Origin of the sequence: Fuscovulum ytuae, from assembly GCF_029953595.1 — a bacterium.
GTDB classification, from domain to species: domain Bacteria; phylum Pseudomonadota; class Alphaproteobacteria; order Rhodobacterales; family Rhodobacteraceae; genus Paragemmobacter; species Paragemmobacter ytuae.
In genome coordinates, this window is the sequence record NZ_CP124535.1 from 3,852,969 (window position 1) to 3,879,463 (window position 26,495).

Here is a 26,495-nt window from a genome sequence, read left to right on the forward strand (position 1 = left end):
ATGGTGGCTCGCGCAGGAGGCGGCGTCAATGACAAAGGGGCGCAGGCTGTGACCTGCGCCCCTTTTTCCTGAAAATGCAGGGGTTTCAGAGGTTCGGATAGATCGGGAAGCGGTGGCAGAGCGCCTCCACCTCGGCCTTGACCTTGGCCTCAACTGCGGCGTTGCCCTCTTCGCCATTGGCGGCAAGTCCGTCCACCACTTCGGTGATCCAGCGGCCGATCTGGCGGAACTCACCCTCGCCGAAGCCGCGCGTCGTGCCTGCGGGCGTGCCAAGGCGGACGCCGGAGGTGATGGTGGGCTTTTCGGTATCGAAGGGGATGCCGTTCTTGTTGCAGGTGATATGGGCGCGGCCAAGGGCCTTTTCGGTGGCATTGCCCTTCACACCCTTGGGGCGCAGATCGACCAGCATCAGATGCGTGTCGGTGCCGCCGGTGACGATGTCGAGGCCGCCCTTCATCAACTCATCCGCCAGAGCCTTGGCATTGGCGATGACCTGCTTTTGGTAGGTGACGAAATCGGGTTGCAGCGCCTCGCCGAAAGCCACGGCCTTGGCGGCGATCACATGCATCAAAGGGCCACCCTGAATGCCCGGGAAGATGGCGGAATTCACCTTCTTCGCAATGGCTTCATCATCGGTCAGGATCATGCCGCCACGGGGGCCGCGCAGGGTTTTGTGCGTGGTGGTGGTGGCCACATGGGCATGCGGGAAGGGCGAGGGATACAGGCCCGCCGCCACGAGACCAGCGAAATGTGCCATGTCTACAAGGAGATAGGCGCCGACGCTGTCGGCAATTTCGCGCATCCGTTTGAAATCGATGACGCGCGGGATGGCCGAGCCGCCTGCGATGATGAGCTTGGGCTTGTGTTCGGCGGCAAGTTCCGCGACCTGATCGTAGTTCAGTTCAAGGTCCTGCTTGCGCACGCCGTATTGCACCGCCTTGAACCACTTGCCCGACTGGTTGGGGGCCGCGCCATGGGTGAGGTGGCCACCAGCATCAAGCGACATGCCAAGGATCGTGTCGCCCGGCTGGATCAGCGCTTGGAACACGCCCTGATTGGCCTGCGATCCAGAGTTCGGCTGGACGTTGGCGAAGCTGCAACCGAAGAGCTTGCACGCACGTTCGATGGCAAGATTCTCGGCGATATCAACATATTGGCAGCCACCGTAGTAGCGCTTGCCGGGATAGCCTTCGGCATATTTGTTGGTCATGACGGAGCCCTGAGCCTCCATCACGGCGCGTGAGACGATGTTCTCGGACGCGATCAGTTCGATCTCGTGCCGCTGACGGCCAAGTTCCTGAGTGACCGCGCCGAAGAGTTCCGGGTCACGGGTGGCGAGCGGTTCGGTGAAGAATCCGGTGTCGCGGTGGGGAGCGTTCATGGGGACCTCCTTAGTGAGGGTTCTTGCAGGGGGGTGCTTGCGGGCTTGGGGAGCAGATAACGCAAGGGGGGCGATGCGGGAAGGCAGGAAAACGACTTCAAACGAGGCTCGTGCGAAATAAATGTGCGTATCGGAACGCAAGGGGCGGTTTGGAACGTTTTGCAGGGGTTGAGTTTGGCGCGGCGGACCCGCAAGGATGGCCGGGGGCGGATGAGGGGAATTGCGATGGCCTTTGCACGGATTGCCTTTACAGCCTCGCCCGCGCCGGCGGCGGCGGAGGCCCTGCGCGTGCTGACGGCGCGTTATGGGCAGGTGGCGGTGGAGAAGGCAGATGTTGTGGTCGCCCTAGGGGGTGACGGCTTCATGTTGCAGACGCTACATGAGACAGAAGCGCTGTCGCTGCCCGTATATGGGATGAATTGCGGCACCATCGGGTTCCTGATGAACACCTATCAGCCCGGCGATCTGCCCGCGCGGTTGGCCGCCGCCGAGGAGGCGGTCATCAACCCGTTGCGGATGCGGGCCGTGAGGGTGGATGGCACGGTGCATCAGGCGCTGGCCATCAATGAGGTGAGCCTTTTGCGCGCCGGGCCGCAGGCGGCAAAACTGCGGGTCATCGTGGATGGCCGGGTGCGGATGGAAGAGCTGGTTTGCGATGGGGCCTTGGTGGCAACGCCAGCAGGATCAACGGCTTACAACTATTCGGCGCATGGTCCGATCCTGCCCATCGGGGCGGATGTTCTGGCGCTTACGGCGATGGCGGCCTTTCGGCCACGGCGCTGGCGGGGGGCCTTGATCCCCAAGACATCCATCGTGCGGCTGGAGGTGCTGGAGGCGGCCAAGCGGCCCGTGATGGCGGATGCCGACAGCCGGGGATCGGTGCGTGAGGTGGCGAGCGTGGAGATCCGGTCAGAGCCGGAGGTGCGCCACCGCATCCTGTTTGATCCCGGCCATGGACTGGAAGAGCGGCTGATCAACGAGCAGTTCGTCTAACCCCTTGCGAACGCTGCCTTTACTGCCCGGTTCTGCGGAAAACGGCTGTGCCCTGATTTGTGCCGCATCTTGTGCCGCATTCTGTGGCCACGCGCGGTGGGGAAAACGGGCGTTAACCACTTTCTGCGGGTGAGTCGGGGCAAATTTCCGTGGTTCGGCGGGGTTTGGAGGGATGGTTATAGTCATTTCCTATGATCATGACCGCCACCCATTAAGCAGCACCTTTTTCGCGCGGATCGTCGGGCCTTTGGCCCTTGATCGGTGGGGATAAGATACGTTAGCGCTGCATCCATGGTGATGACGCGCTTTCCATGGCTGCTGCGGGCCGCGCTGGCCCTGATCCTGGCCCTTGTGTTGGCCGGGACGGGGGCGGCGCATCGCCCGGTGGAGCGGCCGGGGGAGGCGGCGGCGCTGTCCCTGTTCCTTGCGGCGGGCGGGTCGCTGGACGACCTGTGCCATGTGGCGGGGGAAGGCGGGCATGGGCCTGCCCATGCCCTGATCGAATGCCCGGCCTGCGTGTTGCAAAAGGCGGGCGCGCTTGTGCCGATGGCAGAGGGCGTCATCCTTCGGCTGACGGGGCAGGCTGAAACCATCGTTTATGCCCGTGTCGCGCCTGCCGTCCCATCGCAACCCGTTCTCTTTCCCCCGGCGCGGGGCCCCCCGTCCTTTCCCCTTTCCTGACGCGATTTTCCGGCTGCCGCGCGGTGCGGTGGCCTGCTCATGGACAAGGAGGAACCAAGATGGTTTCCACGACGGAAGATGTCGCCCGGACGGCGACGGAACGGCGCTATTTCACGGTGTGGCGCTGGCATTTCTACTGCTCTCTCTACGTGTTTCCCTTCCTGATGATGCTGGCGGTGACCGGCCTGATCATGCTGTGGGTTTCGGCGATGACCGAGATCAATGGCGAAAGGACAATTGTCACCCCGGGCGAAGCGGCGATGGCGGTTTCCGCGCTGGAGGTGGCAGCAGAGGCCGCGGTGCCGGGCGGTGTGGCCGTGACCTATATCGAGCCGATGGGGCCGGATCGGGTGGCGGTGTTTCAGGTGACGGGCGAGGGCGGTGACATGACCGTGCTGCTGAACCCCTATACGGGTGCGGTGGTCGACACCTTCCCGTGGCGCGCGGGCTGGTATGATTTCGCGACCGAGATTCATGGCACGCTGTTGATCGGGGATCTGGGCGACTGGCTGATCGAGGCGGCGGCGTCTTTGGGCGTGATCCTTGTGGTGACGGGCGTCTGGCTGCATTGGCCGCGCCCGTCGGTCCGGGGGGGGACGACATGGCGCGCGGCGCTGTTGCCGAAGCTGGCCTTCTCGTCGCGCGGCGCATGGAAGGCGCTGCATGGCGCGGTTGGGATGTGGATGTCGGTGATCCTGCTGGTCTTCCTGATTTCGGGGCTGAGCTGGGCGGGCATCTGGGGCGGCAAGATGGTGCAGGCTTGGTCCACCTTTCCGGCGGAGAAATGGGATGCGCCGCTGTCCGACAAGACCCATGCCGATATGAACCACGGCGCGGCGAAGGAAGTGCCTTGGGGTCTGGAACAGACGCCGCTTCCGGAAAGCGGGTCACTTGCGGGTTTGCCTGCCGTGGCGGGGGCGGTGGAGATCGACAGCGTCGTGGCCTTTGCGCGCGGGCTTGGCTTTGATGGGCGGTTCCAGCTGGCCATTCCGGGTGAGGAGACGGCGGTCTGGACGATCAGCCATGACAGCATGTCGAATGACGGGCCGGACCCAAGCGCGGATCGCACGATCCATATTGATCAGTATTCGGGCAATGTTTTGGCCGATGTGGGCTATGCCGATTACAGCCCTTGGGCCAAGGCGATGGCCTATGGCATCGCCTTTCACGAGGGCGATATGGGGCTGTGGAACCTTGCGCTGAACACGGTCTTCTGCCTGTCGATGATCTTTCTGCCCGTGTCGGGGCTGGTGATGTGGTGGAAGCGGCGGCCGGACGGGGCCTTGCGGCTTGCCGCGCCGCCTGCGCCGCAGGGGCTGGCCTTCTGGTGGGCGGCGGCGGCCTTGGTCGTGGCGCTGGGGGTGGCTTTCCCCTTGGGCGGCGCGGCGATTGCGGCGGTGATCGTGCTGGACCTTGTGCTGCTGCGGCAGATGCCAAGGCTGCGGCGGGTTCTGTCTTGAGACCAAGGGTGGGGCGGGGTTAACCCCCGCCCTACGCCTCTTTCCAGCTGTCGATCTTGCGATAAAGCGTCGAGGGCGCGAGGTCGAGGATGCGGGCCGCCTTGGGCACCGATCCGTCAAAGCGGCGGAGCGTCGCTTCGATCACCAAGCGTTCGATTTCGGCCAAGGGTTTGCCCACCAGCGCCTCGACCATCGGTTCGGGGGCGGCGAGGGTCGTATAGGCGGTGGGGCGGTTGCTGGTGCCTTCGTCCGAGACGATGTCGGGCAGCATGTCGAGTGTCACGGGGCCGCCTTCGTTCATCACCACGATATGGCGGATGACGTTCAGGAGTTGGCGCACATTTCCGGGCCAAGGCAGGCGGCGGAAGAGGGCGGCCACCTCGGGCGAGAGGCCGTCGAATTTGCGCCCTTCTTCGGAGGCGAAGCGGGCGAGCGCCTCTTCGGCGATTTCGATCACGTCATCGCCCCGCTCCCGCAGGGGGGGCATGTGGATCGGCACGACAAAGAGACGATAATAGAGGTCTTCGCGGAATTGCCCGCGCCGGACGGCATCGAGCGGGTCTTGGTTGGTGGCGCAGACGATGCGGACATTGACCTTGCGGGGGCGGGTGGCCCCTACGGGCTGCACGGTGGAGGTTTGCAGGAAGCGCAGCAGTTTGGTTTGCAGCGCCGGGGCCATTTCGCAGATTTCATCCAAGAAGAGCGTGCCGCCATCGGCGGCGGCGGCGGCCCCCGGCTTGTCGGAGATGGCACCTGTGAAGCTGCCTTTCATATGGCCGAAAACTTCGGATTCCAGCAGGTCCTGGGGGATCGCGCCGCAATTGAGCGCGATGAAGGGGCCAGAGGCGCGGGGGGAATTGTCATGCACGGCCAGCGCGCAGAGTTCTTTGCCGGTGCCGCTTTCGCCTGTGATGAAGACGGTCGCCATGGAGCGGGCGACGGAACGGATCTTGGTATGGATGCGGGCCATGCGGTCGGAGGAGCCGACGAAAAGGCCGGTGGCGGCGAGGGCATTGGGGCGGTGCGGGGCAGGGATGGTGGCGGCAAGGGGCTGGGTTGGGGCCGCCTGCGATGGGGATGGGGCGAGGGTGGGTGCAGGCTGGGCCGGTGCTGGCGGGGAGGCGGGGCTGGCACGGCGCGGGCCGCGGCCTGCCAGCGCATTTTCAACCGCGCCGAGGAAGCGGGTTTCGTCGAAGGGTTTGACGAGGAATTCATAGGCGCCGCCGCGCATCGCCTCGACCGCCTTGCTGATGGAGCCGTTGGCGGTGATGACGATCACATTCACCTCGGGCCGCAGGGTGAGCATGTCCTGCATCAGTTCCAGACCGTCGCGATCGGGCAGCATGAGGTCGAGTAGAACGACCGTCGCCCCGCTTTCACGGAAGGCAGCGAGGCCTTCGCGGGCGGTTCCGGCGCAGCGCACGGCGTGGCCTGCATTGGTCAGAACCGCGCGGTAGACCATCTGGAGCGAGGGCGTATCCTCGATCAGCAGGAGGGGCGGCTGGTCGGTCATGGGGCAACGTTTTGCGGGCTATCGCGCCCGGCGAGGGCCGCGCGAAGATGGGCCAGATCGGACAGAAGGGGCGGGCCGAGGCGTGTGACATGCGCCTCGGCCCGGTCATGGGCGGCGACGTTCAAATCGATGGCGGCGGCATGCAGACGGTCGGCGCCGATGGTGCCCGCGAGCGAGATAAGGACATGGGTCTGGGCGCGGATCGCGGTCCAGTCGCGGCTGCGCAGCGCGGGGGAGATGGCGGCCTCAACGGCGGCCAGATCAAGCTCCATCTGGCGCAGGATCAGGGGCGCGGTGTCGGGACCGGCTAGGGCCAGAATATCGGCCAGACGTTTTCCATCGCCAAGGATGACGGTCGGATCGGCAGAGATCATGGGCGCGCGCCTTGGTCAGGCCCGCGGCTTGGAGCGCGCGGCGAGGTCGGGAGGCAGGGCATAAAGTATTGCATGCCCCCCAGACTATCGGCGTGCCTGTCTTTGTCTAGTGGCGGCGAAGACCTGACATCCCCGCCGCGCCGCCTCTGGCGGTGATCCGCGCGTTTTCGTTAGGCCTTGGCAAGGCCGAGGCTTTGCAGGGCGGTGCGAATTTCGTCGAGAATGGCGGGATCGTCGATGGTGGCGGGCATCTTGAAATCCTGCCCGTCGGCGATCTTGACCATGGTGCCGCGCAGGATTTTGCCCGAGCGCGTCTTGGGAAGACGATCCACCACGAGGGCGCGTTTGAAATCGGCCACGGGGCCGATCTTTTCGCGCATCAGGGCCACGCATTCCTTCACAATCTCATCCGCCGGGCGGGTGCAGCCCTTGTTGAGGCAGAGGAAGCCCAAAGGGGATTGTCCTTTCAGCGTGTCGGAGATGCCGATGACGGCGCATTCGGCGACGTCTTTGTGGAAGCCCAGCACCTCTTCCATCGCGCCGGTCGAGAGGCGGTGGCCTGCGACGTTGATCACGTCATCGGTGCGGGCCATGATGTAGAGATAGCCGTCTTCGTCGATATAGCCCGCATCGCCGGTTTCATAATAGCCGGGGAAATGGGTGAGGTAGGATTTCTTGAACCGTTCCTCGGCATTCCAGAGCGTGGGGAGGGTGCCGGGGGGCAGCGGCAGCTTGATCGCGATGGCGCCAAGCTGGCCTGCCGCCACGGGATGGCCGCCTTCATCCAGCACCTGCACATCGAAGCCGGGCATGGCGACGGACGGGGAGCCCACCTTGATCGGCAGCTGTTCGATGCCAAGGGGATTGGCCGCGATGGCATAGCCGGTTTCGGTCTGCCACCAGTGATCGACCACCGGCACGCCGAGATGGCGGCCTGCCCAGTTGACGGTATCGGGGTCGGCGCGTTCGCCAGCGAGGTAGAGGGCCTGAAGGTTCTTCAGGTCGTAATCCTTGACCAGCAGCCCTTCGGGATCGTCGCGCTTGATCGCGCGGAGCGCGGTGGGGGCGGTGAAGAAGGAGCGGACCTTGTGTTCCGCGATGACGCGCCAGAAGGCGCCCGCATCGGGGGTCCCGACGGGCTTGCCTTCATAGACGATGGTGGTGCAGCCCGCGATGAGTGGTGCGTAGCAAATATAGCTGTGGCCCACGACCCAGCCCACATCAGAGGCGGCCCAGAACACGTCCCCCACGCCGCAATTGTAGATGGCGCGCATGGTCCAGGCGAGCGCCACGAGATGGCCCGCCGTTGGGCGGACAACGCCCTTGGGCGCGCCCGTGGTGCCGGAGGTGTAGAGGATGTAGGCGGGGTGATTGCCTTCGACGGGCACGCAATCGGCGGGTTCGACGCCGTATTGGAAGCTGTGCCATGCAACGTCGCGGCCTTCGACGAGCTTGGCCACTTCCTGTTCGCGCTGAAGGATCACGCAGAAATCGGGCTTATGGGCGGCCATGTCGATGGCAGCATCGAGGAGCGGCTTGTAATGCACGACGCGGTTCGGTTCGATCCCGCAGCTGGCCGCGATGATGGCCTTGGGCGTGCAATCGTCGATGCGGACGGCGAGTTCATTGGCCGCGAAACCGCCGAAGACGACGGAATGGATCGCGCCGATACGACCGCAGGCGAGCATGGCTTCCAGCGCTTCGGGGACCATGGGCATGTAGATGATGACGCGGTCGCCCTTGGTGACGCCCTTGGCCTTGAGCGCGCCAGCGAGGCGGGCGACGCGGTCCTGAAGTTCGGCATAGGTGATGACATGTTTTGTCCCGGTGACGGGGCTGTCATGGATGATGGCGGGTTGCTGCCCGCGCCCTGCGATGACGTGGCGGTCGACGGCGTTCCAGCAGGTGTTGACGGAGGCCGAGGTGAACCATTCGTAAAGCGGCGCGCGGCTGGCGTTCAGCGCGGTTTGCGGGCGTTCCACCCAATCAATCGCCCCGGCGGCGTCCAGCCAGAAGCCTTCGGGGTCGGACTGCCATTTCGCATAGAGTTCACGGTATGCCATTGTATGCCCTCCTCCACGAGTTGGGTTTTGTTACGCGAGGCGGGGGGGCGCGCGCAATGCTGTTACCGGAAACAGGGGCCGGGTGCGGCAATATGTTTGCAGATTATTGCAAGTGCGGTCTGCAAATTTTTGCAAATCCAGCGCGGCTTCGCCAAACGGCGCGAAGAGAGGCGGGATTTGCAAATTTTGCGACGACTCAGGGTAGGATGGGCCGTATTGCCCATCCTCCGGGGCAGCGGGCGCGGTGCCCGGTTTGCCACGGCGGCGCGGGGGGCCGCCGTCGCGTTGCGTATTTTGGCCAAGATGAAGGAGCAGCGGTCAGCTGTAATGGGTGACCGGCGTACCTGCGAGGGCGGAGATGTTCAGAAGGCCGCGCGCGGTGATGGAGTTGGTGACGATATGGGCCTTGTTTCCCATGCCCATCAGGATCGGCCCGACCTCCAGCCCGTTGGCCTTCATCTTGAGGATGTTGCGCGTGGCGGCAGCGGCATCGGTGGAGGCGAAGACAAGGACATTGGCCGCGCCATCCATGCGGGAATTGGGAAGGAGGCGGTCGCGCAGGGATTGGTCGAGGGCGCTGTCGACGTTCATTTCGCCCTCGTAGCAGAAATCGGGTTCGCGGGCGTCAAGGAGTTCAAGCGCGGCGCGCATCCGCTGGGCGGCGGAATTGTCCATGTTGCCGAATTGGCTTTGTGTGCAGAGCGCGATTTTCGGCACAAGGCCGAAGCGGCGGACATGGCGGGCAGCGCCGATCACGCTTTCCATGATCTGCTGCGGCGTGGGTTCGGGGTTCACCTGCGTGTCGGCGATGAAGAGGGGGCCATCTTCGAGGATCATCAGCGAGAGGGCGCCGACCGGATGCAGGCCGCCGCGCGCCAGAACCTGACGGATATAATTCAGGTGCCAGTGATATTGGCCGAAGGTGCCGCAGATCAGGCTATCGGCTTCGCCGCGATGCACCATGACCGCGCCGATGGCGGTGGTGTTGGTGCGCATCACGGCGCGGGCGATATCGGGGGACACGCCACGACGGGCCATCAGGTCGTGATAGGTGCCCCAGTAATCGCGGTAGCGGGGATCGTTTTCGGGGTTCACCAGATGCACGTCGCGGCCCGGGCGGATGGGCAGGCCTGCGCGTTCGCAGCGCATCTCGACCACTTCGGGGCGGCCGATGAGGACGGGGATGTCGTTGGTTTCCTCCATCATCGCGTGCGCCGCGCGCAGGACGCGTTCATCTTCGCCTTCGGCAAAGACGATGGTGCGGGCGGCGGCCTTTGACGCCTCGAAAACCGGGCGCATGATGAGGGCGGATTTGAAGACGGAGCCGTCGAGCTTGCTCTTATAAGCGTCGAGGTCGTCGATGGGGCGGGTGGCGACGCCCGACTCCATCGCGGCCTTTGCCACGGCGGTGGCAACGACACCGATCAGGCGGGGGTCGAAGGGTTTGGGGATCAGGTATTCGGGGCCGAAGGAAAGCTTTTCACCGGAATAGGCGGCGGCGGCCTCGGCGCTGGTGGTGGCGCGGGCGAGGGCGGCGATGCCTTCGATACAGGCCAGTTCCATCCGCTTGTTGATGACCGTGGCCCCCACATCCAGCGCGCCACGGAAGATGAAGGGAAAGCAGAGGACGTTGTTCACCTGATTGGGGAAATCCGACCGGCCGGTGGCGATGATCGCGTCGGGTGCGACGGCGCGGACCTGATCGGGGAGGATCTCGGGCGTGGGATTGGCGAGGGCAAAGACGATGGGGCGGGGGGCCATTTTCGACACCATCTCGGGCGTCAGTACGCCGGGGCCGGAAAGGCCGAGGAAGAGGTCGGCCCCTTCGATCACGTCCATCAGGGTGGCGGGTGTGGTGCCTTGGGCGAATTCTTCCTTCTGGGCCGTCATCTGATCCTGGCGGCCATGATAGACCAGCCCGGCCAGATCGCAGAGCCAGACATTTTCACGTTTGACGCCGAGGTTCAGCAACATGTTGAGGCAGGCGATGCCCGCCGCCCCGCCGCCGGTGGAGACGACCTTGATCTCGTCGAACTTTTTGCCCGCCACGATGAGGGCATTGGTGGCTGCGGCGCCGACGACGATGGCGGTGCCGTGCTGATCGTCGTGGAAGACGGGGATGTTCATCCGTTCGCGGCAGAGCTTTTCGACGATGAAGCAGTCGGGGGCCTTGATGTCCTCAAGGTTGATCGCACCGAAGGTGGGTTCGAGGGCGCAGACGATGTCCGCCAGTTTCACAGGGTCGGGTTCGTTCAATTCGATGTCGAAACAATCGATATTGGCGAATTTCTTGAAGAGGACGGCCTTGCCTTCCATCACCGGCTTTGATGCGAGCGCGCCGATATTGCCAAGGCCAAGGACAGCGGTGCCGTTGGAGACGACGGCGACAAGATTGCCGCGCGCGGTGTAGCGGCTGGCGGTGGCGGGATCGGCCTTGATTTCAAGGCAGGCCTCGGCGACGCCGGGGGAATAGGCGCGGGACAGATCGCGGCCATTGGCCAAGGGTTTGGTGGCGCGGATTTCGAGTTTTCCGGGCTTGGGGAATTCGTGATAGTCGAGCGCTGCTTGGCGTGCATTGTCCCGCCCGTCGCCCTTTGCCTGTTCGTCCATCGCGCCCTCCGCCCGTTTGTTCAACGTTAAACTACTTTGCGTCGAACCAGTTCCCACGCTTTCCAATAGGCGTTTTCGGGGCGGCTTGCAAATCCCCGTCGGGCGCGGCCATTCTTTGCGGGCCGAAAGGGAGGGCAAGATGTTCGAGGTCAAGGGCGAAACGCGGGCTGAGGTGCGACTGCCGACGCAGGAATTGCGCGATGACCTGCCATTCTGGACCAAGACACTGGGGTTCCGGCTGGACATGATCTATCCGGCCGATAACCCGGAGGTGGCGGTGCTGTCGGGCCATGGGCTGCGGCTGCGCATCCAGAAGGGAGCCGTGGAACATCCCGGCACGGTGCGTATCCTGACGGATGAAGAGGGGTTCGCGGGGGGCGAGCGGCTTTTGATCGCGCCGAACGGCACGCGGGTAGAGATCGATCAGGCCAACCCGCCGCTGGTGCTGCCCAAGACGGAACATGCCTTTGTCGTGCGCAGGCTGGCGGAACAGGCGCCTTGGATCATCGGGCGGGCGGGGATGCAGTATCGCGATCTGGTGCCGTCGCGGCTGGGCGGCGCGATGATCGCAAGCCATATCCGCATCCCGGATGGCGGGCCGGTGCCGGATATGGTGCATTTCCACAAGGTGGGGTTCCAGCTGATCTTCTGCATCAATGGTTGGGTGGATGTGGTCTATGAGGATCAGGGCCCGCCGATCCGGCTGACCGCTGGGGATTGTTTCATCCAGCCGCCGGAAATTCGGCATCGCGTGCTGCATGCCAGCGATGGGATCGAGGTGATCGAGATCGGGGTTCCGGCGGAGCATATCACCGAGATCGACCACGAGATGGAATTGCCGACCCCGCATCTGCGGCCTGACCGGGAGTGGCAGGGGCAGCGCTTTGTCTATGACAAGGGGGCAGAGGGGGTGTTCGCGCCCTTCCGCCTGCCGGGATTTGTGGCGCGGGATACGGGGATTTGCGATGCGACGAAGGGTGTCGCCTCGGTGATGGTGGCGCGGCCGGATGGGGGGGACACGGTCTGGACGCGGCATGAGGGGGATATCCTTTTCACCTTCGTGATGGCGGGGGAATTCACGCTGGAGGGCGAGGGGAAGGACCCTTATCGCCTGTCGCCGGGCGATGCCTTTGTCATCCCGCCGGGGATGGCCACGCGCTATGCCGACCCCTCTGCCGATCTGGAACTTCTGGAGGTGACGTTGCCGGGGGCGCCTGTGACGGTCAGGGTCTGATCCGGCGGCGGCGTGACTTGGGAGCGGCGAGGGGGGGGCGCAAAGACCCCCCACGACGGTGGGGCTTGCAGGACCGCTTGCCAATCCGGGCGCGGGCTTCCAGACTGTGACCGATTGGTCAGAAATTCCTTCAGGAGTTCCCCCCTATGTCCCTTCTTGCCGCTGCGACCGAGGTTCGTGAAAAGGCCTATGCGCCCTATTCCCGCTTTAAAGTGGGGGCGGCGTTGCGGACGGCATCGGGGGCGGTCTTTGTGGGCTGCAATGTCGAGAATGTGGCCTATCCCGAAGGCACCTGCGCCGAGGCAGGCGCGATTGCGGCCATGGTGGCGGGGGGCGAGACGCGGATTGCCGAGGTTCTGGTGATTGCCGACAGCCCAGACCCGGTGCCGCCCTGCGGGGGCTGCCGCCAGAAGATCGCGGAATTCGCCGGGCAGGAGGTGCGGGTCACGCTTTGCACGACGGATGGCACATCGCGCGTCATGACGGTGGCGGAGCTTTTGCCCGGCGTCTTTACCGCCGCGCATATGGATCGGGCGTAAGGTGGACGCGCGGGCGATCATCGCGCGGTTGCGGGATGGCGGGCAACCTTCGGCGGCGGAACTGGGATGGTTCGCGCGGGGCTTGGCGGATGGCACGGTCAGCGATGCGCAGGCCGGGGCCTTTGCCATGGCGGTGCTGCTGAAGGGCTTGGGCGAGGCGGGGCGCGTGGCTTTGACACGTGCGATGCGGGATTCTGGGCGGGTTCTGGACTGGGATCTGAACGGGCCTGTGGTGGACAAACATTCCACGGGGGGCATCGGGGATTGCGTGTCGCTGCTGCTCGCCCCGGCCTTGGCGGCCTGCGGGGCCTATGTGCCGATGATTTCGGGGCGGGGTCTTGGCCATACGGGGGGGACGCTGGACAAGCTGGAATCCATCCCCGGTTTTCGCACGGGGCTGAGCGAGGATCAGTTGCGCCGCCAGATCGGGGCGGTGCGCTGTGCCATCGTGGCGGCAAGCGCCGAGATCGCGCCTGCGGATCGGCGGCTTTATGCGATCCGCGATGTGACGGCGACGGTGGAGAGTGTGGACCTGATCACGGCGTCGATCCTGTCGAAGAAGCTTTCGGCGGGGTTGGAGGCGCTGGTTCTGGATGTGAAATGCGGGTCGGGTGCCTTTATGGACACGCTGGAGAAGGCGGAGGCCTTGGCGCAGGCGTTGGTGACGACGGCGCAGGGGGCGGGCTGCATGACGCGGGCGTTGATCACCGATATGAGCCAGCCCTTGGCCACGGCGGCGGGCAATGCGCTGGAGGTGATCGAGGTGATGGAGACGCTGACGGGGACGTCGGTGAATGCGGCGCTGTGGGATTTGACGGCGGCCTTGGGGGGCGAGGCACTGGCGCTGGGCGGGTTGGCGGCGGATGCCGAGGATGGTGAGGCGCGGATCATCGCCGTCTTGGAAAACGGGCAGGCGGCGGAGTGGTTTGGGCGGATGGTGGCGGCGCAGGGGGGGCCTGCGGATTTCGTGGAACGTTGGCCGGATCGGCTGCCCGCCGCGCCTGTGGTGGTGGAGGTGCCCTGCGAGAGCGACGGGTTCGTTGCGGCGATTGATGGGCGGGCCTTGGGCGAGGCGGTGGTGCATCTGGGCGGGGGCCGATTGCGGGAGGGCGATCGCGTGAACCCTTCGGTGGGCCTGTCGGATATGGCGGGTCTGGGCGAGGGGGTGGCGCGCGATGTGCCGCTTGCCCTTGTTCATGCGGCGGATGAGGCGGCGGCGGAGGCGGCGGTCAAGGCGGTGCAGGCGGCCTATCGCATCGCGACCTCGGCCCCGGAAGAGCCGCCCCTTGTGCTGCGGCGGGTGGGGTGATGGCGCGGGCCTTTTTGATCGTGATGGATAGCGTGGGTTGCGGCGGCGCGCCGGATGCGGCGGCCTTTGGCGATGCGGGGGCCAATACGCTGGCCCATATCGCGGCGGCCTGTTCGGAGGGCCGTGCCGATCTGGGGCGCAGCGGGCCGCTGCGGGTGCCCAATCTGGATGCGCTGGGGTTGGGGGCGGCGGTGCGGCTTGCCTCAGGTGACGATATGCCGGGGCTTTCGGCGGTGCCTGTGGGGCGCTGGGGGGCGGCGACGGAGGTGTCGCGGGGCAAGGATACACCGTCGGGGCATTGGGAATTGGCGGGGGTGCCCGTACCGTGGGATTGGGCCTATTTCCCCGATACGCTGCCTGCTTTCCCCGATGATCTGGTGGCGGAGGTTTGCCGTCTGGCGGGGGTGGGCGGTATCCTTGGCAATTGCCACGCTTCGGGGACCGAGATCATCGACAGGCTGGGGGCAGAGCATCTGCGGACGGGGTGGCCCATCTGCTATACCAGCGCGGACAGCGTGTTCCAGATCGCGGCGCATGAAGAGGCCTTTGGGCTGGAGCGGTTGGTCAGCCTGTGCCGGGACCTTGCGCCGCGCCTGCATGCGATGAAGGTGGGGCGGGCGATTGCGCGCCCCTTTATCGGTGTGCCGGGGGATTTTCACCGGACGGGGAACCGGCGGGATTTCGCGATTGCGCCCCCTGCGCCCACGCTGCTCGATTGGGTGCAAGGCGCGGGACGGGTGACCCATGCGGTGGGCAAGATCGGGGATATCTTCAGCCATCAAGGCATCAGCCACCTGCATAAGGGCAAGGACGATGCTGCCCTTTTCGATCATTTGGATCGCTTGGCGGGCGAGGCGGAGGTCGGTTCCTTGACCTTTGCGAACTTTGTGGAGTTTGACAGCACGTTCGGCCATCGCCGCGACGTGGCGGGCTATGCGCGGCAGTTGGAATGGTTTGACGCGCGGGTGGGGGCGTTTCTGGCGCGGCTGCTTCCCGGTGATCTGGCGGTGTTCACCGCCGATCATGGCAATGACCCGACATGGCGCGGGACGGAGCATACGCGCGAGCGGGTGCCGGTGGTCTGTTATGGCGCGGGGGCGGGGTCTTTCGGCCTGTGCGGGTTTGTGGATGTGGGGGCGTCTGTCGCGGCGCATCTGGGGGTTGCGGCCATGGGGCCGGGGAGGAGTGTCCTGTGATCACCGACATGCCGAAGGTGGAATTGCATCTGCATCTGGAAGGGGCGGCACCGCCTGCCTTTATCCGGGGGCTGGCCCGCGAAAAGAAGGCCGATATCGGCGGGATTTTCGACGAGCGGGGCAATTACAAATACAAGGATTTCTGGGATTTCCTGAAGGTCTATGAGGCAGCGACATCGGTTCTGACCAGCCCCGAGGATTATGCGCGGCTGACCCTTGCGGTGCTGGAGGAAAGCGCGAAATCGGGCGTGGTTTATTCCGAAACCTTCCTGTCCCCCGATTTTTGCGGCGGTCGGGATGTGGGGGCGTGGCGGGAATATCTGCATGCGATGCGCGAGGCGGCGGACAAGGCCGAGCGCGACATGGGCATCACCTTGCGGGGCATCATCACCTGTATCCGGCATTTCGGCCCCGAAAAGGCGCGCGAGACGGCGCTTTGTGCGGCTGAGACGGCGGGGGATTGGATCGTGGGCTTTGGCATCGCCGGGGATGAAAAGGTGGGCAAGCCCAAGGATTACCTGTGGTCCTTTGAGTGCGCGCGCGAGGCGGGGTTGCGGCTGACGGCGCATGCGGGGGAATGGGGGGGACCCGACAGCGTGCGGGATGCGGTGCGCGATCTGGGGGTGGAGCGGATCGGGCATGGCGTGCGGGCCATTGAGGACCTTGCGCTGGTGGATGAACTGGCCGAGCGCGAGATTGTGCTGGAGGTCTGTCCGGGGTCGAATATCGCCTTGGGGATTTACCCGGAATGGCGCAAGCATCCGATTGGCGAACTTTGGCGGCGGGGGGTGAAGGTGACCATCTCGACCGATGATCCGCCGTTCTTTCACACCACCATGGCGCGGGAATATGATCGGTTGAACGCCGCATTCGAATGGGATGAGGGGGTTTTCGACGGGATCGCGCGGACCTCGCTTGACGCGGCCTTCTGCGATGGCGATACGCGGGAACGCATCAGAAAGAAGCTGGAGGCCCGGAATGCTTGACCATCTCACTGTCGTCACCCATCCGCTGGTCCAGCACAAACTGACCTTGATGCGGGAGAAGGACACATCGACCGCGTCCTTTCGGCAGTTGTTGCGCGAGATCAGCCTGCTTCTGGCCTATGAGGTGTCGCGCGAATTGCCGATGACGACGAAGCGGATCGAGACGCCGCTTTGCGAGATGGATGCCCCGGCGATTGAGGGCAAGAAGCTGGCGCTGGTGTCGATCCTGCGGGCGGGGAATGGGCTGCTGGATGGCATTTTGGAACTGATCCCGGCGGCGCGGGTGGGGTTCGTGGGGCTTTATCGCGACCATGAGACGCTGCAACCGGTGCAGTATTACTGCAAGCTGCCGGAGCAGTTGGAAGATCGGGTGACCATCGTTGTTGATCCGATGCTGGCCACGGGGAATTCGAGTGCGGCGGCGGTGGACCTGATCAAAGCCAAGGGGGCGAAGGAGATCAGATTCCTGTGCCTTTTGGCCGCGCCAGAGGGAATCGCCCGGATGAAGGCGGCGCATCCCGATGTGCCGATTGTGACGGCGGCGGTGGACAGTCATCTGAACGAGAACGGTTATATCGTGCCGGGACTAGGCGATGCGGGCGACCGCATGTTCGGCACAAAATAATGTAATCTCACCCCTTTACGGGGAAACAATCATCGCGCATTCTGTCCTTCACGCTACTGGGGGGTAGTCATGTTCGTGAAGGTTCTGGGGGGGGCGTTCCTGGCCCTCGCTCTGGGCGCAAGTGGCGCCTTTGCTCAATCTGCATCTGATATCGGGGGGCCGCGCGAGTTGCCCCCGCCCGGTTTCAACGGGCAGCAATACGTGGACAGCCGCGGTTGCGTTTTCCTGCGTGCCGGGATCGGTGGGCGGGTCAATTGGGTGCCGCGGGTGGATCGCAATCGGCGGGCGATCTGTGGCTATCCGCCGTCGGGGGGCGGCGCGACGGCGATGGCCGCTGCGCCCGCGCCGCAGGTGGCGGCCCCACGCGTGAGGACGGCGGAGCCACCGCCGGAAAGCTATACCCCCGCGCCGGTGGCGGGGATGCGGCCGCAGGCGGTGACACCGCGCCCGGTGGCGGTTCAGCCGAGGGTGACGGCACCGGTCGTGACGGCGCCGGTCGTGGCAGCGGCACCTGTGGTGACTGCGCCGCCGCTGGTGGCGGGGACTGGGCGGCAGATCGGCTGCACCACATCGGCCCCGGTGCCTGCGCGGCTGAAGCTGACGCATGGCGGGACGGTCGTGGTTTGCACGCGGGGCGATGGCACGCTGGAAGGGTTGCGCGCGCCGATCTATCCGCAGGGGGCGGGGGTTGGCGCATCGCTGTCCCATGACGGGGTGCCGCGGATGGTGCCGCTTGGCCAGCCTTCGGCGGCGGGGCGGGGCGTGGAAACTGCGCGCGTCGTGGTGCCGACGGCCGTTCCGAAGGGATACAAGCTGGCTTGGGAAGATGATCGGTTCAACCCGTTGCGCGGGGTGGGCACGGCAGAGGGGCAGGCGGCGCAGGATCGCATCCTGACGCGGACGGTCCCCGCGCAGTCGGTGGATGAAAAACCCGGCTTCCTTGATCGTCTGACGATCAGCAGCAAGTCGGCCCCTGCGGCGGCGGCCCCAAAGGCAGCGGCCCCAAGGGCGGTGGAACAACCCGTCACGGCGGGGCGCTATTTCGTGCAGGTGGGAAGCTTTGCGCAACCCAGCAATGCCGAAGGGGCGGCGGGCCGTCTGGCGGCGCTGGGCCTGCCGGTGGCGCGATCGAAAGGCCGGATCGGCGGCAAGCCGGTGCAGGTGATCCTTGCCGGACCCTTTGGCGATAGCGGGGCGGCGCAGTCGGCCTTGCGCGCGGCGCGCGGGGCCGGGTTTGGCGATGCCTTCGTGAAGTGACGGACCGCAGCCTCAAGGCCCGCAGATGGCCTTGAGGCTGTTCCAATCCTCGGCGTTCAGAAGGGCGCGGGGGCTGCCGCCGCGATAGGGATCGGCCTCGATCAGGGTGAGGGTGGATTCCCCGGTCGGATCAAGCGCATAGCCATAGGCGGCAGACGAGACGGCAGCCCCTTCGAACCGGGCGAGAAGCGCCTCATCCGACAGAGGGGGGCGGGGGGCGGCGAGGAAGGCCTCGCCATAGCCTTGCAGCGCGCTGATGGGCAGGGTTCCGGTTGTCAGAAGCCGGAAGGTGGCCGCAAGGCCCGCATGACGCAGGATCAGCTGCATCGGATCATCGGTTTCGGCGCGAAGGGTTTCGGCGAGGGCGAAGCCTGCGGGCACCTCGGGCAGCGGGGCGTCGGTGAGCATCGGCAGGCCAAGCAGGACGAGGTTGCCGGGCAGGATCGCCGCCTGCGGCAGGCCTTCGCGCAGCACGGCAAAGCGGATGCCTGCGCCGCCAAATAGCCGTTCGGAAAGGATCGTCAGGGACCGGTTGCCCAAGGGCGTTTCGCAGGGCGCGCCGGTGAGCCGGGAGATATCGGCCAGCGCCGCCTCGCCGATCTGGGCGCGGGTGGCGGGGGGCAGGACGGCGGCGGTGTGGCGGATCAGGGCGTCGGGGACGAAAACCGCGCCGATGCCAAGGATCGCCAGCGTGGTGCCGATCAGGAGGGTGCCACGCAAGCGGCCGGGGCGCGGGGTGCGGCGGCGCACGGCGCTGCGGATGGTTTCCAGCGCGGCGATCATGTCGGGATCGTCGACTTCCAGCGTTTCCTCGGCATCGGGGCCGGGGGAGTAGACGGCGGGCAGGGTGCCGGGGTTCATCCGTTCGATGGCAGGCAGCGACCAATGCGAGAGCGCAAGTTCCGTGCGCGGGTCTGACAGGACGAGCGATGCCTCGCGGAAGGCGACGACAACTTCGCGCCGCTGAGACTGGGGACTGTCACGCCAGAGGCCGGGGCTTTCCAGCCTCTGGTATTTCTTCAGCGCGGTCATGCCTTGCCTGCGGTGCTGCGGCGGTTGGTCCGGCCGTTCCGTTGCGTTCGACCCCGACGATAGCGCAGGCACGGGGGCGGCACAACGTCGTCAGGGCCGTCACGGCGGGGTCGTCAGCCGGGTTGGCCCATGAGTTTCGCCACGGCGCGGAGTTCGAATTTCTGGATCTTGCCTGTCGATGTCTTTGGCAGGTCTGCAAAGACCACATGTTTGGGCGTTTTGAAGCCTGCCAGACGTTCGCGGCAGAAGGCGATAAGGTCCTTTTCGGTGACGCTTTGCCCCGGTTTCAGTTCGACAAAGGCGCAGGGCACTTCGCCCCATTTATCATCGGGTTTGGCGACGACGGCGCAGAGGAGGACGGCGGGGTGGTGCATCAGCACGCCTTCGACTTCGACGGAGGAGACGTTCTCGCCGCCGGAGATGATGATGTCCTTGGCGCGGTCGGTGATCTTGATATAGCCGTCGGGGTGTTGGAAGGCGATGTCGCCGGAGCGGAACCAGCCGCCCTTGAACGCCTCGGCCGTGGCGGTGGGGTTCTTGTAATAGCCCTTCATGACCATGTTGCCGCGCATGGCGATTTCACCAAGGTGCTGCCCGTCGCGGGGGACGGGGTTGCCGTGGGTGTCATGCACCTCGGCCCCGTCGAGCATGGGCATGGCGACGCCGGTGCGGGACTTGTAGGCGGCGCGGTCCTCTTTCGAGGCATCGTTCCATTCTTCGCGCCATGTGCATTCGGTGGCAGGGCCGTAGGTTTCGGTCAGGCCGTAGACTTGGGTGACGTTGAACCCCAGCGGTTCGAAAGCGGCGAGGGTGGCGGCGGCGGGCGGTGCGCCGGCGGTAAAGACCTCGACGATATGGGAAAAGGCGCGTCGGTCGGTTTCGGGGGCGTTGATGATGGTGTTCAGAACGATGGGGGCGCCGCCGAAATGGGTGACGCCTTCATCCGCGATGGCGTCGTAGATGGCCTTGGCCGTGATGTCGCGGCAACAGACGAGGGTGCCGGCAAGGATGGGGACCATCCACGTATGGGTCCAGCCATTGCAATGGAACAAGGGCACGATGGTCAGATAGACCGGGTGCAGCACCATGCGCCAGGACAGGATATTGGCGGTGGCGGAAAGATAGGCCCCGCGATGGTGGTAGACCACGCCCTTGGGGCGGCCCGTGGTGCCGGAGGTGTAGTTGATGGCGATGGATTCCCATTCATCTTCCGGCATGATCCAGGCTGCGTCTGGGTCGCCTTCTGCCAAAAGCGCGTCATAGGTCAGGTAGTGGCCTGAGGCCGTGAAACCTTCATCCACCACTTCGATGATCTGGGGGGCCGGGCCTTCCATGCGGCGGATCGATTCTTCCGCCAGCGGCAGGAAGGCCGTGTCGCAGAGGACGATCTTTGCCCCGGCATGGCCGAAGATATAGGCGACGGTATCGGCGTCGAGGCGGGTGTTGATCGTGTTCAGGATCGCGCCTGCGGCGGGGACGGCGAAATGCGCCACGGCCTGCGGCGGGATATTGGGGATCAGGGTTGCCACCACATCCCCCGGCGCGATGCCCCGGCGGGCGAGGGCAGAGGACAGGCGACTGACCTGCCCGGCATATTCGGCATAGCTGAGGCGGGTGGATTTCCAGACCACGGCCAAGCGGTTGGCGTGGATATCCGCGGCGCGTTTCAGAAAGGACAGTGGTGTGAGCGGCGCATAGTTCGCGGCGCATTTTCCCAACCCGGTTTCATCGGTCAGCCAGCCCATTCCTGTCCCTCTCTTGTCGTTTCGTCGGTTTATGTCGTTTTCGGGCGCGCACGGGCGAAGGTAGCAGGGTTCACACAGGAAGCGAGAGGGAGACAGGCTTTTCGATGGGCAATTCCGACAGGACGTTGGCGGCGGCGGGGTTGATCCTTGTCTATGCGATGGTGATCGGCTTCACCGACAATTATGTGCGGGTGATCGCCGAGGAGGCGGGGCTGTGGCAGTTCCATTTCACGCGGACCTGCATGGCGGCGGTGCTGCTGGCGCTGGTGGCGGTGCCGCTGCGGTTGCGGTTGCGGCCTGTGCGCTGGCGCGCGGTGGTGGCGCGGTCGTCCATCCATGGCGCGGCGATGGTGATCTATTTCGGGGCGCTGGCCTTTTTGGACGTGGCGCTGGTGGCGGCGGGGCTGTTCACCGCGCCGATCTGGGTTCTGCTGATTTCGCGCTTTGTCTATGGCCATGCGATTGGACCCGTGCGGATCGTGGCGGTGATCCTTGGCTTTGTCGGTGTGGTGCTGGTCTTGGGGCCAGAGGCTCTGGCCGGGGCGTCGCTGCCTGCGGTTTTGCCGGTGCTGGCGGGGGCGATGTATGCGATGGGCAATATCGCCACGCGGGAATGGTGCGCGCAGGAAAGCGCCGAGACGCTACTGGCGGGGTTCTTTGCCGCGCTGGGGGTGATCGGCGCGGTGGGGATGGCGGCTCTGTGGTTGGCGCCGATTGCGGTGCCGGAGGGGGCGGCGGGGTTCTTGCAGCGCGGGCCGGTCTGGGCGAGCGGGACCTTCTATTTCTGGACCTTCGTGCAGGCGGCGGGGTCTTTGCTGGGCGTGGGGATGATGATCCGGGCCTATCAGATCACCGAGGCGTCAAAGGCGAGTGTGCTGGAATATGTGATCCTGCCCGCTTCGGCCTTTTGGACATGGGTGCTGTGGGGGACGGGGCTGGCCCCCTTGGCGGTCTTGGGCATGGTGCTGATCGTGGCGGCGGGGTCGATGATCGCGCTGCGGGCGAAGGCGGTGGAGGGGTAGGGGGGCGTGCGAGCCCGCGCCCTTTTGGAGGGCGCGGAACCGCGCACCTTACGGATGTTGCGCGTCGCCCACCGCTTCGCGCCAATGGCGGCGGCAGAGGCTGACATAGGTTTCGTTGCCGCCGATCACCACCTGTTCGCCTGCCGTCAGCGCGCGGCCATCCGGGCCGCGGCGGATGACCATGGTGGCCTTTTTCCCGCAATGGCAGATGGTGCGCACTTCGCGCATCTCATCGGCCCAAGCCAGAAGGGCGGCAGAGCCGGGGAAGAGATTGCCCTGAAAATCCACCCGCAAGCCGTAGCACATGACGGGAACCTTAAGGTCATCCACCGCGCGGGCGAGTTGCCAGACCTGATCCTTTGACAGGAACTGCGCCTCATCGACAAAGACGCAGGCGACGGGGCCTTGGGCAAGGCGGGCGCGGAGTTTTTCGAACATATCCTCGCCGGGGGCGAAGGTGTCGGCCTCTTCGCCGATCCCGATGCGGCTGGCGATGCGGCCTTCCCCGGCGCGGTTGTCGAATTGCGCCGTGATCAGGTAGGTCGCCATGCCCCCCTCGCGGTAATTGTGCGAGGCTTGCAAGAGCAGGGTCGATTTCCCTGCATTCATCGTGGAGTAGTGGAAATAGAGCTTGGCCATGCCCGCGCCTTAGCGCATCGGGGCCGGGCTTGGGAAGGGGTCAGCCTTCCCTTTGCAGCCGTTCGCGCAGGACGCCGATTTCGACATCGAGATCGGTGCGGTTATCCTCGATCAAGGCGCGGGTGCGGGAGGCGAAGTTGGTTTCCAGATCGGCAAGCAGCGCCTCATATTCTGCGCGGGCCTTGGAATCGCGGCTTTGGGCGTAGAAATCGGCGAATTTCACCGTCGCGTCGCGGGCCCCTGCCAGATAGACGGACAGGTATTTCCGGGCCGAGGTGAGGTCGCGGGGATCGGCCTCGATCGTGCGGAACATGGCGCGGGCGGTATCGGCAAAGCGGTCGACGCGGGATTCGAGGGCGCGGTCATTGGCGCGTAGGATGGCGTCCTTCATGCCGGCGACAAGGCGTTCGGCTTCGTCCACCGCGCGGGCGACGCGGTCGGTTTGGAAGCTGTCGATGCCTTCGGCGCCTTTGTCGCGCAGCGGGTCGGGGCCGAAGGCTGCAAGGTGGAGGATGCCGCCCACCGCGCCAAAGGCGAGGGGGAGAAGGCCCGGCTGGCTGATCGAGGCAGCCAGCGCGAGGGCTGCCCCTGTCAGGACTGCGCCAAAGATCTTGCGCGGGATGGCGGGGCGGCGGGCGATGCGGCGGTCATCATATTCCTGATGCGCGCGGGTGCCTTCGCGGGTCAGCCATGCGGAGAGGAGAAGAAGGCCCGTCGCGCCGAGGCCGGGAAAGAGCGCCTCGGGCCCGCCGGAAAAGGCGGGGATGAGCGGGGTGAGGGCGATGAAGAAGAAGAAATTGACCCGCGCGCCCTTGCGGATGGGGCGCTTGCCGTCAAAGCGGTGGGGGCCTTCGGGGCCGCCCGTCGCGACGGGCTGAGCGTTCTGCCGCGCCCTTCGGGCCTCGTCGCCATCGCCACGGCGCTGGGGATCGGGGCTATATTTTCCACCAAAGCGCTGGGCCATGTCACTGCATCCCGCTGCCGGCGGTGTAAAGGATGAGGGCGAGCAGCACGAAATAGGCCAGCGTTTGCAACCCGGTGCCTGTCATCTGCCTGTCCTGCCCCCTGCTGGCTGTGTTGCGCGCAACTATAGGCGAGGGCGGGGGCCGGGGGAAGGCGGATCAGCCGCGCGGGGGGCGGCGGGGTTTGCCACCCGTGGGGGCAGAGGGGCGCGGTTTGCCAGCGGCGGCAGAGGGCTGGTTGCGGCTGGGCTGGAGTTTCGGCTTGGCACTGCCGCGGGGGGCGGGTTTCGAGGGGCGAGGCGCAGGGGCATCGGCCAAGGTGCCGCGCGGGGCGGGTTTGGTGGGGCGTTGGGTGGCGGGTTTGGAGGATCGGGGGGACGCCGCATCGGCCAACGTGCCGCGGGGCGCAGGTTTGGCGCTTTGGGTGGCTGTGCTGCGTCCCCGCTCTGTGCGGGGTGCGGGGGTATCGGATTTCGGGCCACGGGCGGGGCGCGCGGGGCCTTCGCCGCGGGGCGCGGGTTTGGCCGGGCGGGCCGGTGCTGCGGGTTTGCGCGCGCCGGGTTTGGCGGGGGCGGCATCGGTCGCGGCGAAGAGTTCGGGGGCGAAACCGAGCTGGTCGCGCAGGACGCGGGGGCGCACCTCCTCCACCTCGCCCGGTTGCAATTCGTTCAGGCGGAAGGGGCCGTAGCTGACGCGGATCAGGCGGTTCACGGTCAGGCCGATGGCGGCCATGGCGCGGCGAATCTCGCGGTTTTTGCCTTCGCGCAGGCCGATGGTGAGCCAGGCATTCGCGCCTTGATGGCGGTCGAGGGCGACTTGCATGGGTTGGAAGCGTTCGCCTTCGACGGTGATCCCTTGACGCAGCGGTTCAAGATCGGGGTCGGTGGGGTTGCCCTTGACCCGGACCCGGTATTTGCGCAGCCAACCGGTGGAGGGGAGTTCAAGGCGGCGTTTCAATTCGCCGTCATTGGTGAGGAGAAGGAGGCCTTCGGAATTGAGGTCGAGGCGGCCCACGGACATGACGCGGGGCATGTCTTCGGGGAGGTGGTCGAAAACGGTGTCGCGGCCCTTTTCATCGGCGGCAGAGGTCACCAGCCCTTCGGGTTTGTAATAAAGCCAGAGGCGCGGGGGTTCGGGCGGGGCCAAGGGCTGGCCGTTCACCGTGATGCGGTCCTTGGGGGACACGTTTAGGGCGGGGCTGTCGATGACCTTGCCATTCACCGCCACCTCGCCCGCCGCGATCATGCGCTCTGCCTCGCGCCGGGAGGCGACGCCCGCGCGGGAGAGGACCTTGGCGATGCGGTCGCCTTCGGGGGAGGGCTTTGTGTTGGGGGATTTCGGCGGGCGGGTCATGGGGGTGTCCTTGAAGGGCCAAGCGTGATGCCTAACGGAACCCCCGGGGGTTTTCCACCCCCGGACCCCCGGAGAGTATTTTTTCCAAGATGAAGGGGCATGGTTGCGCCTTTGATTTTGGCGAGGCAGGAAGGGGTATGGAGTTCCGGTCTTTCATGGAGGTCGCGCTGGAAGAGGCGCGGGCGGCGGGCGCGCGGGGGGAGGTTCCCGTGGGCGCGGTCGTGGTGTCGCCTGCCGGGGCGGTGGTGGCGCGGGCGGGGAACCGGACGCGGGAACTTAACGACCCGACGGCGCATGCCGAGATGCTGGCGATCCGGGCGGCCTGTGCGGCAGCGGGGCGCGAGCGGTTGGGGGGGCATGATCTTTACGTGACGCTGGAGCCCTGCCCGATGTGCGCAGCGGCGATTTCGGCGGCGCGGATCGGGCGGCTGTATTATGGGGCGGCGGACCCCAAGAGCGGGGGCGTGGCGGTGGGGGCGCGGGTGTTTTCCCATCCGCAATGCCATCATGTGCCCGAGGTCTATGACGGGATCGGGGCGGCCGAGGCGGAGCGGTTGTTGAAGGGCTTCTTCGCCGCGAAGCGGTGAAAGGGGGGGCGGGGGGGACGGCTGTCCCCCCCGTTTCTTAGAGGGAGATGGGTTCCAGAACCTGCGGTTCGATGACCTGCACGCCGGGGAGGGCCACCACCATTTCGGTCGCGTCCTGTTCCAGCGCGCCGAAGGTGCGGTAGTGGCAGGGGATCACGGCGCGGAAGTTGAAAAAGCGCCGAGCCGCCCATGCGGCGCGTTTCATGTCCATCGTGTAATGGCCGCCCGCGCAGAGGATGCCGATGGTGGGGGCGTGGAGTTCGCCCATCCATTGCATATCGGCCATGATGTCGGTGTCGCCCGAAACGTAGATCGTATGGCCTTCGCCTGCGATCATGAAGCCTGCCTCGGAGCCTGCGGCCACGGGGCCTGCCTCGCCCGTCAGGGTGGAGGAATGCACGGCATTGACCATGGTCACCTTGGCGCCTGCCAGATCGACGGTGCCGCCCTTGTTGAAGCCGATGCTGGCGATGCCGTCGCGGGTTTCAAAGAAGCTGACGAGGTCATAGATGCCGACGAGGGGGATGCCCTTTTCCTTGCAGATCGCGGTGGCGTCGGCGGAATGGTCGCCATGGCCATGGGTGAGAAGGACATGGGTCGCCCCGTCCAGCGCTTCGGCCCGGCGGTCGGCGGGGAACATGGGGTTGCCCGTCAGCCAGGGGTCGATGAGGAGGGTGGCCTCTGCAATCTCGATCCGGAAGCCGGAATGGCCGAGCCAAGTGATCTTCATATGCGTCTCCGTGCCTGCGACATCAAATTATTGGATGCGGGATGGTAGCGGGCCGGGCGCGGAAGGGAATGGCCTGATTTGCGCGGGGCCTGATTTGTGCAGTGTCTGATTTTTGCAGTGGCTGGGCGGGGGGCGGTGTCCTGCGCGCGGGACACCTTGCGGGACGGGGGGCAGAGAGCTAAACGGGCGGGGATCAGAACAGGG

Annotated in this window: 23 protein-coding genes; 12 read left to right on the top strand and 11 right to left on the bottom strand. The window is 65.7% G+C overall.

Annotated features, from left to right (window positions below):
- Positions 1 to 85: 85 nt before the first annotated feature.
- On the bottom strand, positions 86 to 1,381 hold the full coding sequence (glyA, locus tag QF092_RS18445; RefSeq protein WP_281466306.1) for a serine hydroxymethyltransferase: 1,296 nt from the start codon (positions 1,379 to 1,381) through the stop codon (positions 86 to 88).
- A gap of 225 nt (positions 1,382 to 1,606) precedes the next feature.
- Between glyA and QF092_RS18450 the strand changes: the two genes are divergently transcribed.
- The 3 genes from QF092_RS18450 (at position 1,607) to QF092_RS18460 (ending at position 4,515) form a co-directional block, all read left to right on the top strand.
- Positions 1,607 to 2,374 carry an NAD kinase gene (locus tag QF092_RS18450; RefSeq protein ID WP_281466308.1) on the top strand — a complete coding sequence of 256 codons (768 nt, stop codon included), beginning with the start codon at positions 1,607 to 1,609 and terminating at the stop codon, positions 2,372 to 2,374.
- Positions 2,375 to 2,671: 297 nt separating this feature from the next.
- A complete protein-coding gene (locus QF092_RS18455) occupies positions 2,672 to 3,055 on the top strand; it encodes a hypothetical protein (RefSeq protein WP_281466310.1) in 384 nt (127 codons plus the stop codon).
- Between the two features lie 59 nt (positions 3,056 to 3,114).
- The gene (locus QF092_RS18460; RefSeq protein WP_281466312.1) at positions 3,115 to 4,515 is read left to right on the top strand and encodes a PepSY-associated TM helix domain-containing protein; all 1,401 of its coding nucleotides are present in this window, start codon (positions 3,115 to 3,117) and stop codon (positions 4,513 to 4,515) included.
- A gap of 31 nt (positions 4,516 to 4,546) precedes the next feature.
- Here QF092_RS18460 and QF092_RS18465 read toward each other — a convergent pair whose 3' ends face one another.
- From QF092_RS18465 to QF092_RS18480, 4 genes are all read right to left on the bottom strand, one after another.
- Positions 4,547 to 6,028 carry a sigma-54-dependent transcriptional regulator gene (locus tag QF092_RS18465; RefSeq protein WP_281466314.1) on the bottom strand — a complete coding sequence of 494 codons (1,482 nt, stop codon included), beginning with the start codon at positions 6,026 to 6,028 and terminating at the stop codon, positions 4,547 to 4,549.
- Entirely contained in the window at positions 6,025 to 6,402 is a 378-nt protein-coding gene (locus QF092_RS18470; RefSeq protein WP_281466316.1) for a hypothetical protein, read from the bottom strand. The genes QF092_RS18465 and QF092_RS18470 overlap by 4 nt, the downstream gene beginning before the upstream one ends.
- Before the next feature lie 170 nt (positions 6,403 to 6,572).
- The gene (locus tag QF092_RS18475; protein ID WP_281466318.1) at positions 6,573 to 8,465 is read right to left on the bottom strand and encodes a propionyl-CoA synthetase; all 1,893 of its coding nucleotides are present in this window, start codon (positions 8,463 to 8,465) and stop codon (positions 6,573 to 6,575) included.
- A gap of 318 nt (positions 8,466 to 8,783) precedes the next feature.
- Positions 8,784 to 11,075 carry an NADP-dependent malic enzyme gene (locus tag QF092_RS18480; protein WP_281466320.1) on the bottom strand — a complete coding sequence of 764 codons (2,292 nt, stop codon included), beginning with the start codon at positions 11,073 to 11,075 and terminating at the stop codon, positions 8,784 to 8,786.
- Positions 11,076 to 11,214: 139 nt separating this feature from the next.
- On the opposite strand from QF092_RS18480, the gene QF092_RS18485 reads away from it, so the two are divergent.
- The 7 genes from QF092_RS18485 to QF092_RS18515 all read left to right on the top strand — a co-directional run bounded on the left by QF092_RS18485 (position 11,215) and on the right by QF092_RS18515 (position 18,221).
- Positions 11,215 to 12,309 (top strand): cupin domain-containing protein, encoded by a 1,095-nt coding sequence (locus QF092_RS18485; RefSeq protein ID WP_281466322.1) that lies wholly within the window; start codon positions 11,215 to 11,217, stop codon positions 12,307 to 12,309.
- Positions 12,310 to 12,455: 146 nt separating this feature from the next.
- Complete coding sequence (locus QF092_RS18490; RefSeq protein ID WP_281466324.1) at positions 12,456 to 12,848, top strand: cytidine deaminase; 393 nt, start codon at positions 12,456 to 12,458, stop codon at positions 12,846 to 12,848.
- 1 nt (position 12,849) lies between these two features.
- On the top strand, positions 12,850 to 14,157 hold the full coding sequence (locus QF092_RS18495) for a thymidine phosphorylase (RefSeq protein ID WP_281466326.1): 1,308 nt from the start codon (positions 12,850 to 12,852) through the stop codon (positions 14,155 to 14,157).
- Positions 14,157 to 15,353, top strand: coding sequence for a phosphopentomutase (locus QF092_RS18500; protein WP_281466328.1), 1,197 nt, complete (start codon positions 14,157 to 14,159; stop codon positions 15,351 to 15,353). The genes QF092_RS18495 and QF092_RS18500 overlap by 1 nt, the downstream gene beginning before the upstream one ends.
- Positions 15,354 to 15,361: 8 nt before the next feature.
- Positions 15,362 to 16,339, top strand: coding sequence for an adenosine deaminase (locus QF092_RS18505; RefSeq protein WP_281470099.1), 978 nt, complete (start codon positions 15,362 to 15,364; stop codon positions 16,337 to 16,339).
- Entirely contained in the window at positions 16,332 to 16,964 is a 633-nt protein-coding gene (gene upp, locus QF092_RS18510; protein ID WP_281466330.1) for a uracil phosphoribosyltransferase, read from the top strand. Before QF092_RS18505 ends, upp begins: the two co-directional genes overlap by 8 nt.
- Positions 16,965 to 17,033: 69 nt before the next feature.
- Positions 17,034 to 18,221: an SPOR domain-containing protein gene (locus QF092_RS18515; protein ID WP_281466332.1), complete on the top strand. Its 1,188-nt coding sequence runs from the start codon at positions 17,034 to 17,036 to the stop codon at positions 18,219 to 18,221.
- 12 nt (positions 18,222 to 18,233) lie between these two features.
- On the opposite strand, the gene QF092_RS18520 is transcribed toward QF092_RS18515, so the two are convergent.
- Together QF092_RS18520 and QF092_RS18525 are read right to left on the bottom strand one after the other, a co-directional pair.
- On the bottom strand, positions 18,234 to 19,253 hold the full coding sequence (locus QF092_RS18520) for a hypothetical protein (RefSeq protein ID WP_281466334.1): 1,020 nt from the start codon (positions 19,251 to 19,253) through the stop codon (positions 18,234 to 18,236).
- Between the two features lie 113 nt (positions 19,254 to 19,366).
- Positions 19,367 to 20,998: an AMP-binding protein gene (locus QF092_RS18525; protein WP_281466336.1), complete on the bottom strand. Its 1,632-nt coding sequence runs from the start codon at positions 20,996 to 20,998 to the stop codon at positions 19,367 to 19,369.
- 104 nt (positions 20,999 to 21,102) lie between these two features.
- Between QF092_RS18525 and QF092_RS18530 the strand changes: the two genes are divergently transcribed.
- On the top strand, positions 21,103 to 22,020 hold the full coding sequence (locus QF092_RS18530; protein ID WP_281466338.1) for a DMT family transporter: 918 nt from the start codon (positions 21,103 to 21,105) through the stop codon (positions 22,018 to 22,020).
- A 48-nt stretch (positions 22,021 to 22,068) separates the two neighbouring features.
- Here the strand turns inward: QF092_RS18530 and QF092_RS18535 are convergent, their stop codons facing one another.
- The 3 genes from QF092_RS18535 to QF092_RS18545 all read right to left on the bottom strand — a co-directional run bounded on the left by QF092_RS18535 (position 22,069) and on the right by QF092_RS18545 (position 24,974).
- Positions 22,069 to 22,659, bottom strand: a complete 591-nt coding sequence (locus QF092_RS18535; RefSeq protein ID WP_281466340.1) for a thymidine kinase — start codon at positions 22,657 to 22,659, stop codon at positions 22,069 to 22,071.
- 40 nt (positions 22,660 to 22,699) lie between these two features.
- A complete protein-coding gene (locus tag QF092_RS18540; protein ID WP_281466342.1) occupies positions 22,700 to 23,623 on the bottom strand; it encodes a 5-bromo-4-chloroindolyl phosphate hydrolysis family protein in 924 nt (307 codons plus the stop codon).
- Positions 23,624 to 23,780: 157 nt separating this feature from the next.
- On the bottom strand, positions 23,781 to 24,974 hold the full coding sequence (locus tag QF092_RS18545) for a pseudouridine synthase (protein ID WP_281466344.1): 1,194 nt from the start codon (positions 24,972 to 24,974) through the stop codon (positions 23,781 to 23,783).
- A gap of 137 nt (positions 24,975 to 25,111) precedes the next feature.
- Between QF092_RS18545 and QF092_RS18550 the strand changes: the two genes are divergently transcribed.
- The gene (locus QF092_RS18550; protein WP_281466346.1) at positions 25,112 to 25,561 is read left to right on the top strand and encodes a nucleoside deaminase; all 450 of its coding nucleotides are present in this window, start codon (positions 25,112 to 25,114) and stop codon (positions 25,559 to 25,561) included.
- Positions 25,562 to 25,598: 37 nt separating this feature from the next.
- On the opposite strand, the gene QF092_RS18555 is transcribed toward QF092_RS18550, so the two are convergent.
- Entirely contained in the window at positions 25,599 to 26,291 is a 693-nt protein-coding gene (locus tag QF092_RS18555) for a metal-dependent hydrolase (protein ID WP_281466348.1), read from the bottom strand.
- Between the last annotated feature and the right edge of the window lie 204 nt (positions 26,292 to 26,495).

What these genes read in the sequence shown, in the direction of transcription:
- QF092_RS18460 (WP_281466312.1), top strand. Translation starts at nt 3,115, where the DNA reads ATGGTTTCCACGACGGAAGATGTCGCCCGGACGGCGACGGAACGGCGC.
- QF092_RS18455 (WP_281466310.1), top strand. Translation starts at nt 2,672, where the DNA reads ATGACGCGCTTTCCATGGCTGCTGCGGGCCGCGCTGGCCCTGATCCTG.
- QF092_RS18525 (WP_281466336.1), bottom strand. Translation starts at nt 20,998, where the DNA reads ATGGGCTGGCTGACCGATGAAACCGGGTTGGGAAAATGCGCCGCGAAC.
- QF092_RS18480 (WP_281466320.1), bottom strand. Translation starts at nt 11,075, where the DNA reads ATGGACGAACAGGCAAAGGGCGACGGGCGGGACAATGCACGCCAAGCA.
- QF092_RS18500 (WP_281466328.1), top strand. Translation starts at nt 14,157, where the DNA reads ATGGCGCGGGCCTTTTTGATCGTGATGGATAGCGTGGGTTGCGGCGGC.
- QF092_RS18465 (WP_281466314.1), bottom strand. Translation starts at nt 6,028, where the DNA reads ATGACCGACCAGCCGCCCCTCCTGCTGATCGAGGATACGCCCTCGCTC.
- QF092_RS18485 (WP_281466322.1), top strand. Translation starts at nt 11,215, where the DNA reads ATGTTCGAGGTCAAGGGCGAAACGCGGGCTGAGGTGCGACTGCCGACG.
- QF092_RS18540 (WP_281466342.1), bottom strand. Translation starts at nt 23,623, where the DNA reads ATGGCCCAGCGCTTTGGTGGAAAATATAGCCCCGATCCCCAGCGCCGT.
- QF092_RS18555 (WP_281466348.1), bottom strand. Translation starts at nt 26,291, where the DNA reads ATGAAGATCACTTGGCTCGGCCATTCCGGCTTCCGGATCGAGATTGCA.
- QF092_RS18520 (WP_281466334.1), bottom strand. Translation starts at nt 19,253, where the DNA reads ATGACCGCGCTGAAGAAATACCAGAGGCTGGAAAGCCCCGGCCTCTGG.
- upp (WP_281466330.1), top strand. Translation starts at nt 16,332, where the DNA reads ATGCTTGACCATCTCACTGTCGTCACCCATCCGCTGGTCCAGCACAAA.
- QF092_RS18470 (WP_281466316.1), bottom strand. Translation starts at nt 6,402, where the DNA reads ATGATCTCTGCCGATCCGACCGTCATCCTTGGCGATGGAAAACGTCTG.
- QF092_RS18550 (WP_281466346.1), top strand. Translation starts at nt 25,112, where the DNA reads ATGGAGTTCCGGTCTTTCATGGAGGTCGCGCTGGAAGAGGCGCGGGCG.
- QF092_RS18515 (WP_281466332.1), top strand. Translation starts at nt 17,034, where the DNA reads ATGTTCGTGAAGGTTCTGGGGGGGGCGTTCCTGGCCCTCGCTCTGGGC.
- QF092_RS18505 (WP_281470099.1), top strand. Translation starts at nt 15,362, where the DNA reads ATGCCGAAGGTGGAATTGCATCTGCATCTGGAAGGGGCGGCACCGCCT.
- QF092_RS18535 (WP_281466340.1), bottom strand. Translation starts at nt 22,659, where the DNA reads ATGGCCAAGCTCTATTTCCACTACTCCACGATGAATGCAGGGAAATCG.
- glyA (WP_281466306.1), bottom strand. Translation starts at nt 1,381, where the DNA reads ATGAACGCTCCCCACCGCGACACCGGATTCTTCACCGAACCGCTCGCC.
- QF092_RS18475 (WP_281466318.1), bottom strand. Translation starts at nt 8,465, where the DNA reads ATGGCATACCGTGAACTCTATGCGAAATGGCAGTCCGACCCCGAAGGC.
- QF092_RS18530 (WP_281466338.1), top strand. Translation starts at nt 21,103, where the DNA reads ATGGGCAATTCCGACAGGACGTTGGCGGCGGCGGGGTTGATCCTTGTC.
- QF092_RS18490 (WP_281466324.1), top strand. Translation starts at nt 12,456, where the DNA reads ATGTCCCTTCTTGCCGCTGCGACCGAGGTTCGTGAAAAGGCCTATGCG.
- QF092_RS18450 (WP_281466308.1), top strand. Translation starts at nt 1,607, where the DNA reads ATGGCCTTTGCACGGATTGCCTTTACAGCCTCGCCCGCGCCGGCGGCG.
- QF092_RS18545 (WP_281466344.1), bottom strand. Translation starts at nt 24,974, where the DNA reads ATGACCCGCCCGCCGAAATCCCCCAACACAAAGCCCTCCCCCGAAGGC.